Source organism: Microbacterium sp. Leaf351, assembly GCF_001423825.1.
In the GTDB taxonomy this organism is placed as follows: domain Bacteria; phylum Actinomycetota; class Actinomycetes; order Actinomycetales; family Microbacteriaceae; genus Microbacterium; species Microbacterium ginsengisoli.
Genome location: NZ_LMPK01000002.1, coordinates 7,598 through 15,225 on the forward strand (window position 1 = coordinate 7,598; position 7,628 = coordinate 15,225).

Annotated in this window: 6 protein-coding genes and 3 pseudogenes; 3 read left to right on the forward strand and 6 right to left on the reverse strand. The window is 69.3% G+C overall.

Translation table 11 applies throughout. From position 1 onward, the window contains the following. Nucleotides 1-275, forward strand: a pseudogene (locus ASG00_RS15990) (hypothetical protein); the annotation flags it as partial. On the opposite strand, the gene ASG00_RS00510 reads toward ASG00_RS15990, so the two are convergent. The 6 genes and pseudogenes from ASG00_RS00510 to ASG00_RS00530 all read right to left on the reverse strand — a co-directional run bounded on the left by ASG00_RS00510 (nt 265) and on the right by ASG00_RS00530 (nt 6,288). Next, entirely contained in the window at nt 265-924 is a 660-nt protein-coding gene (locus ASG00_RS00510; protein ID WP_056206116.1) for a TMEM175 family protein, read from the reverse strand. The pseudogene ASG00_RS15990 and the gene ASG00_RS00510 sit on opposite strands and share 11 nt — an antisense overlap. Before the next feature lie 4 nt (nt 925-928). Next, on the reverse strand, nt 929-1,688 hold a 760-nt coding region (locus ASG00_RS15995), incomplete at its 5' end, for an ABC transporter ATP-binding protein (RefSeq protein WP_235559007.1). Nucleotides 1,689-1,691: 3 nt separating this feature from the next. After that, nucleotides 1,692-2,550, reverse strand: a pseudogene (locus ASG00_RS16000) (ABC transporter ATP-binding protein); the annotation flags it as partial. Beyond that, nucleotides 2,547-3,518, reverse strand: a complete 972-nt coding sequence (locus ASG00_RS00520) for an ABC transporter permease (RefSeq protein WP_056206118.1) — start codon at nt 3,516-3,518, stop codon at nt 2,547-2,549. The pseudogene ASG00_RS16000 and the gene ASG00_RS00520, both read right to left, overlap by 4 nt. Next, entirely contained in the window at nt 3,518-4,591 is a 1,074-nt protein-coding gene (locus ASG00_RS00525; protein WP_056206120.1) for an ABC transporter permease, read from the reverse strand. Before ASG00_RS00525 ends, ASG00_RS00520 begins: the two co-directional genes overlap by 1 nt. A 71-nt stretch (nt 4,592-4,662) precedes the next feature. Next, entirely contained in the window at nt 4,663-6,288 is a 1,626-nt protein-coding gene (locus ASG00_RS00530) for an ABC transporter substrate-binding protein (RefSeq protein WP_045247884.1), read from the reverse strand. Between the two features lie 204 nt (nt 6,289-6,492). Here ASG00_RS00530 and ASG00_RS00535 point away from each other — a divergent pair, with 204 nt between their 5' ends. Both ASG00_RS00535 and ASG00_RS16005 read left to right on the forward strand, forming a co-directional pair. Beyond that, a complete protein-coding gene (locus tag ASG00_RS00535; protein WP_056206288.1) occupies nt 6,493-7,449 on the forward strand; it encodes an ABC transporter ATP-binding protein in 957 nt (318 codons plus the stop codon). Continuing rightward, nucleotides 7,446-7,628, forward strand: a pseudogene (locus ASG00_RS16005) (ABC transporter permease); the annotation flags it as partial. The gene ASG00_RS00535 and the pseudogene ASG00_RS16005, both read left to right, overlap by 4 nt.

The following is a 7,628-nucleotide window of genomic DNA, read 5'->3' on the forward strand; positions in this document are numbered from 1 at the left end:
CCTGGCAGTGGCTCGACGCGACCATCGGCGCCCTCACGGCCAAGCTCGATCAGTGGGCGCGCTGGCGCGACGAGCGCGTCCAGAGCGAACAGGGCGCACCATCGGATGCCGCGGCATCCACCCCCCACGTCGCGCCGCCGCCCGTCGTGGCTCCCGCCGGTCGGAGACTCCGCCGCCGCGCGTCGGTGCTCGGCGGCATCGCGGCCGTCGTGTTCATCGGGTTCTGGCTGTGGAGCCTGTTCGGCGATGCGATCGGACGGCTCGTCACCCCGTGACGCGTCCATCGCGGGAGAGGAAGACCCGCGTGATCGTGCGCTCGAGCACGCCGTTCGCACCCATGAGGATCAGCGAGTAGTAGCCGATCGCGGGGAACAGCAGTGAGATCACGAGCGCCAGCGAGAACAGCACGGCCAGCGACAGATCGTTGCCGACGCCGCGGATCAGCGCCTTCTCGGGAGTGTCGTGCAGACCGGGATGCTGCCGCAGATAGAGGCGTGTGCAGAGCGACAGCAGGCTCGTGACCACCATGCTGCCCATGTAGATCGACTTCGCGACCGGATCGCCGGACCCCGCCGCCCCCGTGATGGAGGTTGCGACCGGCAGCCAGACGATCGTCACGAGCCACGCCATCATCAGCCAGATGACCGCGGCATCGACCCGCTGCACCCGGGAGAACTGTCGGTGGTTGCCCACCCAGAACATCGCGATGATCGCGAAGCTCAGCACGAACGACACCAACTGGTCGTGGTGGTCGCCCAGCCACCGCCACGTGCCGCCCTCGGTCGAGCTGATGTCGCCGACGCTCTCCATGAGCGGCAGGATCAGCAGCGTGATCGCGATGGCGACCACCGCGTCGGAGAACGCGGTGAACCGCTCCGCCGCATACCCGGGTGCGTGCGGGCTGTCGCCCTCGTCGTCGGTCACCCGGTCACCCCTCGCGCGTGCGCTCCCACTCCTGCCGGCGCGCGGCCTGCGCCACCGGATCGGGCACGGGGAGCGAGGCGAGCAGCCGCTTCGTGTAGTCGTCGCGCGGGGCGCCGAGCACCTGAGCGGTCGTGCCCTGCTCGCGGATCACGCCGTGCCTGAGCACCACAATACGGTCGGCGACCTCGTCGATCACCGCCAGATCGTGGCTGATGAACAGCGACGCGAACCCCAGCTCCCGCTGCAGCTGCGCGAACAGCTCCAACACGGTCGCCTGCACTGACACATCGAGCGCGCTGGTGGGTTCGTCGGCGATGAGCAGCGTCGGCTGCAGAGCCAGCGCCCGCGCGAGCGACGCGCGCTGGCGCTGACCGCCGGAGAGCTCATGCGGGAACCGGTCGCCGAACGCGGTCGGCAGGCGCACCGCGTCGAGCAGCTCGTCGACGCGGGCGCGCGCCGCTCGCGGCGACCGGGCGCGGCCGTGCACGATGAGCGGCTCGGCGATGCACTCGGCGATGGTCAGCAACGGGTTGAAGCTCGTCGCCGGGTCCTGGAACACGAACCCGATCTCGGGTCGCAGCGGCGCGAGCCGCCGGTTCGTGGCGCCGCGCATCTCGGTGCCGAGCACGGTCAGCGACCCGCCCATGACCTCCGTGAGACCGACGAGGGCGCGCCCGATCGTGGTCTTGCCCGACCCCGACTCGCCCACGAGGCCGACGACCTCGCCCGGCGCGACCCAGAAGTCGACGCCCTTGACGGCCACGNNNCGGCGGGCGCCTCGGTCGGGGCGGATGCCGCGGCATCCTGCCCCTGCGTGCGGCTCTTGCCCGCACCCACGCGCGGGACGGCGGCGAGGAGCTCCTTCGTGTACGGCTCGCGCGGCGACGCGAACAGCTCGCGCACGGGCGCCTGCTCGACGATGTCGCCGCGGTACATCACGATCACGCGGTCGGCGAGGTCGGCGACGACGCCCATGTTGTGGGTGATGAGCACGATCGTCGCCCCGAACTCGTCGCGGCAGGTGCGCAGCAGCTCGAGGATCTCGGCCTGCACGGTGACATCGAGCGCCGTCGTCGGCTCGTCGGCGATGATCAGCCCCGCGTTGAGCACCAGCGCCATCGCGATCACGACGCGCTGCTTCTGACCGCCCGAGAACTGGTGCGGGAAGTCGTCGACGCGGCGCTCGGGGTCGGGGATGCCGACCGTGCGCAGGATCTCGATCGCGCGCACCTTCGCCTGGGCGCGGCTGATCTTCTGGTGGGCGCGCAGGCCCTCCGCGATCTGCCAGCCCACCGTGTAGACGGGGTTCAGCGCGGTCGAGGGCTCCTGGAACACCATCGCCGCGTCCCGCCCGCGCATCGCGCGCAGCTGCGCGTGGGTCGCGTGCACGACATCGGTCTCGCCGTCGGCGCCACGGATGATCACGGCTCCCGAGAGCGTCGCCGTCTCGGGCAGCAGGCCCAGCAGCGTGTTCGCCGTGACCGTCTTGCCCGACCCGGACTCACCGACGATCGCCAGCACCTCGCCGGCGTGCGCGGCGAGCGAGATGCCCGACACCGCGGTGACGGGCGCGCCGTCGGTCGCGAAGGTGACCGTGAGGTCTCGGATGTCTGCGACGTCGCTCATGCGGCACCTCCCGCGCGACGGCGGGTACGCAGTCGCGGATCGCTCAGGTCGTTGAGGCTCTCGCCGACGAGCGTGATGCCGAGCACCACGAGCACGATCGCCAGGCCCGGGAAGATGGAGGTCCACCAGATCCCGCTCGTCACGTCGGCGACCGACCGGTTCAGGTCATAGCCCCACTCGGCGGCCTTCGTCGCCTCGATGCCGAACCCGAGGAAGCCGAGGCCCGCGAGGGTGAGCAGCGCCTCGGACGCGTTGAGGGTGACGACCACCGGCAGCGTGCGGGTCGAGTTGCGCAGCACGTGGCGCACCAGGATGCGCCCGAGCGGCACTCCGATGACGCGCGCCGAGTCGACGAACGGCTCCGCCTTCACCCGCACGACCTCGGCGCGCACCACGCGGAAGTACTGCGGCACGAAGACGACGGTGATCGAGATCGCGGCCGCCAGGATGCCGCCGACCAGCGTCGACTGCCCGCGGCTGATCACGATCGACATGACGATCGCGAGCAGGAGCGACGGGAACGCGTAGATCGCGTCGCAGATCACGAGGAGCACCCGGTCGAGCCAGCCGCCGAAGTAGCCCGACAGGAGGCCGAGGGCGACACCGATGAACAGCGAGAACACGATCGCCGCGAGGATCGCGAACAGCGCCGTCTGCGCGCCCCAGATCACTCGCGAGAACACGTCGAAGCCGCTGACGGTCGTGCCCCAGATGTGGGCGGCACTGGGTGGCTGCTGGGTCGCGAAGTCGACACCGTTCGCCGACTGCTGTGCCCACGAGTACGGCGCGATGAGCGGCGCGAAGGCGGCGACGAGCACGAACACGGCGACGATGACGACGCCGATGACGAGCATCGCGCGCTGCAGCCCGACGCTGCGGCGCAGGTGCGAGAGCACCGGGATGCGGTCGGCGAGAGGACGCGTGCGATCACTGACCGCAGCGGGGCGGGAGGAGGCATCCGTGGACATCAGTACCTCACTCGCGGGTCGATGAGAGCGGCGATCACGTCGACCACGAAGTTGGTCAGCGCCACGACGACCGCGATCATGACGACGATCCCCTGCACGGCGACGAAGTCACGCGCCTTCAGATACTCGGAGAGCATGAAGCCGACGCCCTTCCACTCGAACGTCGTCTCGGTCAGCACCGCCCCCGACAGCAGCATCGCGATCTGCAGGCCGATGACAGTGATGATCGGGATCAACGCGGGCCGGTACGCATGCTTGGTGACGAGGCGGAACTCACTCACCCCTCGCGAGCGGGCGGATGTCACATACTGCGCGCCGAGCGTGCCGATCACGTTCGTACGCACGAGCCTGAGGAACACGCCCGCGGTCAGGATGCCGAGAGCGACGCCGGGGAGGATCGCGTGCAGCAGCACGTCGCCGACGGCGGCGCCGTTGCCGAGTCGGATCGCGTCGATCAGGTAGATGCCGCTGGGGTGGTCGAGGTTGCCGAGCAGCAGCTCGGTGCGGGTGGAGGCGCGGCCGTTCGTGGGGAGCACGCCGAGCCACACCGAGAAGACGAGCTTGAGCAGCAGTCCGACGAAGAAGATGGGGGTCGCGTAGCCGAGGATCGCCCCGACGCGCAGGGTGGCGTCCGGCCAGCGGTCGCGCTTGTAGGCGGCGACCAGTCCGAACGGGATGCCGATGAGGAACGCGACGATGAGCGCGTAGAACGCGAGCTCGAGGGTCGCCGAGCCGTACTGCAGCAGCACGTCGAGCACGGGCCGGCGGTCGGTGATCGTGGTGCCGAAGTCACCGCGCAGGATGCCGCCGAGGTAGTCGAGGTACTGCGCCCAGAGGGGTCGGTCGGAGCCGGCCTCGTGGATGCGCTGCTGCAGCTGATCGGGAGGGAGGCGTCCGCCGAGAGCGGCGGTGATGGGGTCGCCGGTCAGACGCATCAGCACGAAGACGACGGTGACCAGGATGAAGACGGTGGGGATGACCAGCAGCAGGCGCACGAGGATGTAGCGCCAGAGCCCGCCGCCCTTGGAGACGGCGGGGGCGAGTGCGGCCGGATCGACGGCGGCAGTGACCATGGGGGAACGACCTTACGTGGATCGCGCCGTGGGCCGGGGGGAGACCCCCGGCCCACGGCGCTGGACGACGCTTACTTGTGCAGCGGCGCGTAACGGAACTTGAACGAACCGTCGAGCGTCGCGCCCTGGACGTCGGAGCCGACGACCGCGGTCTGCGTGCCCTGCAGCAGCGGCAGGGTCGACAGGTCCTGGGCCACGAGGTCCTGGATCTTGCCGAGCTCGGTCGCGCGCGACGCGGCGTCGGTGTCGGAGGCCTGCTTCGTGATCAGGTCCTGCACCTCGGCGTTGTCGTAGTGGTTCTTCAGGAAGTTGTCCTTCGAGAAGAACGGCGTCAGGTAGTTGTCGGCGTCGGAGTAGTCCGGGAACCAGCCGAGCTGGTATGCCGGGTACACGTCGGCGACGCGGTCCTTGGAGTACTGCACCCACTCGGTCTGCGCGAGGTTGACGGTGAACAGGCCGCCGTTCTCGAGCTGGCTCTTGACCGCGGCGTACTCGTCACCTGACGAGGGGCCGTAGTGGTCGCCGTTGTACTGCAGGTTGAGGGTGACGGGCGTGGTGACGCCGGCGGCCTCGAGGATCTGCTTCGCCTTGTCGAGGCTCGGGCCGCCGTTGCCGTCGCCGTACAGCGACTTCAGCGACTCGGTGGCGCCGGCGAGGCCCTGCGGAACGTAGGAGTACAGGGGGGTGTAGGTGCCCTTGTAGACGTTCTGCGAGATGGCGGCGCGGTCGACGAGGGATGCCGCGGCCTGGCGCACGGCGAGCGCCTTGGCCGGGTCGGCCTCCGCGGTCGTCGCACCGTAGGGCTGGGTGTTGAAGTTGAAGACGATGTAGCGGATCTCGCCGCCGGGGCCGTCGACGACCTGCACCTTGTTGTTCGACTTCAGGTCGGCGATGTCGGTGGCGGTGAGGCTGCGGAACGCGACGTCGATCGCGTTGTTGGAGACATCCAGCTTCAGGTTCGACGAGTCGGCGTAGTACTTGACCGTGACGCCGCCGTTGGCGGCCGCGCCCAGCTCGCCCTGGTAACCGGCGTAGGGCTTGTAGTCGATCAGCTCGTTCTTCTTGTACGAGTCGATCGTGTACTGGCCCGCGAACGCGTTGCCCGCGACGATCGTGTCGTCAGGGGTGACGGCGGTCGCCGAGAACACCTGCTCGTCGACGATCGGCGCCGCCGGGCTCGAGAGGATCTGCGGCCACGTCTGGTCGTTGGGCGCCTTCAGCGTGAACACGACGGTCGTGTCATCGGGGGTGGCGACCGAGTCGAGGTTGCCGAGCAGCGATGCCGGACCGTTGGGGTCGTTGATCGCGACCTGACGGTCGAAGGAGAACTTCACGTCCGAGGAGGTGAGGTCGTGGCCGTTCGCGAACTTCAGACCCGGCTTGAGCTTCACCGTGTACTCGGTGGGCGAGGTGTACTCGGCCGAGGTCGCGATGTCGGGGGTGACCTCCGACGTGCCGTACTTGCTGTTGAGCAGGAACGGGTAGACCTGGTTCATCACGGCGAACGAGCCGTTGTCGTACGAACCGGCCGGGTCGATCGAGGTGATCTTGTCTGTCGTGCCGATCAGCAGCGGCTCGCTCGAGCCCGAGCTCGAGGAGGAGCTGCTGCCCGAGCAACCGGCCAGCAGCAGCGCGGAGGCGCCGACCGCGGCCACGACGAGGCCGAGGCGGCCACGCGTGCGGGGGGAAAGTGTCATGGTGATGTGACTCCAGCTGTGAAAGAGACGGCCGCCTGGCGACGGACCGCATCCCGATATCTTGGACCCGTTCTCAGCGGGGACAAAGCCTGTGGAACGACTTTTCACAAGATCGAAACGCGTGCTATGGGCGTGACGAATGTCACATTCGGGTCGTGACGACCGGCTCTGGTGCAGCGGATCGCCCTGCGGGAGGCTCAGACCATGAGCTCATCCGCACCCGCCGCAGACGCGGCATCCGCTCGCTCCGGCGGCTCAGGTCACACGGCGATCCGCGCTCGCCGCCTCGTGAAGTCGTTCGGCAAGGTCCAGGCCGTGCGCGGCGTCGACCTCACCGTCGCGCAGGGCGAGATCGTCGCGTTCCTCGGCCCGAACGGGGCCGGCAAGACCACCACGATCGATATGATCCTGGGGCTCGCGCACCCCGACGCGGGTGAGATCGAGGTGTTCGGGCGCAGTCCCCGGTCGGCGATCTCCCACGGTCTCATCTCCGCTGTGCTGCAGACCGGCGGCCTGCTCAAGGACCTCACCGTGCGCGAGACGCTGCGGCTCACGGCGAGCCTGTTCAGCGACACCCGGCCCATCGACGAGGTGCTGCAGCGCGCCGGCATCTCGTCGATCGCCGACCGCAAGGTGGGGGTGTGCTCGGGCGGTCAGCAGCAGCGGCTGAGGTTCGCGATGGCGCTGCTCAGCGACCCGGGGCTGCTGATCCTCGACGAGCCGACGACGGGAATGGATGTCGAGGGTCGCCGCTCGTTCTGGCAGGCGATCCGCGCGGACGCCGCCCGCGGCCGCACCGTGCTGTTCGCCACGCACTACCTCGACGAGGCCGACGAGTACGCCGACCGCATCGTGCTGATGAGCCACGGCCGCATCGTCGCCGACGGCACGACGGCGGAGATCAAGAACCTGGTCGCCGGCCGCGTCGTGCACGCCACCCTGCCCGGCGCGGACCCGGTCGCACTCGCGGCGATCGCCGGCGCCGAGGATGTCTCGGTGCAGGGCGAGCGCATCGCGATCCGCACCCGCGACTCCGACTCGGTGGCCCGGCATCTCCTGACCGCCACCCCCGCGCGAGACCTCGAGATCTCGGCGCAGAACCTCGAGAGCGTCTTCCTCGCGCTCACCGGCAACGACGACACCGAGAAGAGCACGCGATGACCAGCACCCCCGCCCCCGCCCCCGTCAACCTCGACCGGCGAGTGCCACCGCTCGGCGGCTTCACCTTCACCTATCTCGGCATCGAGCTCACCCGGAAGCTGCGCAACCGCCGGTCGCTGATCTTCACCGTCGCCTTCCCGGTGCTGATGTACATGATCGTCGGCTATCGCCTGAAGGAC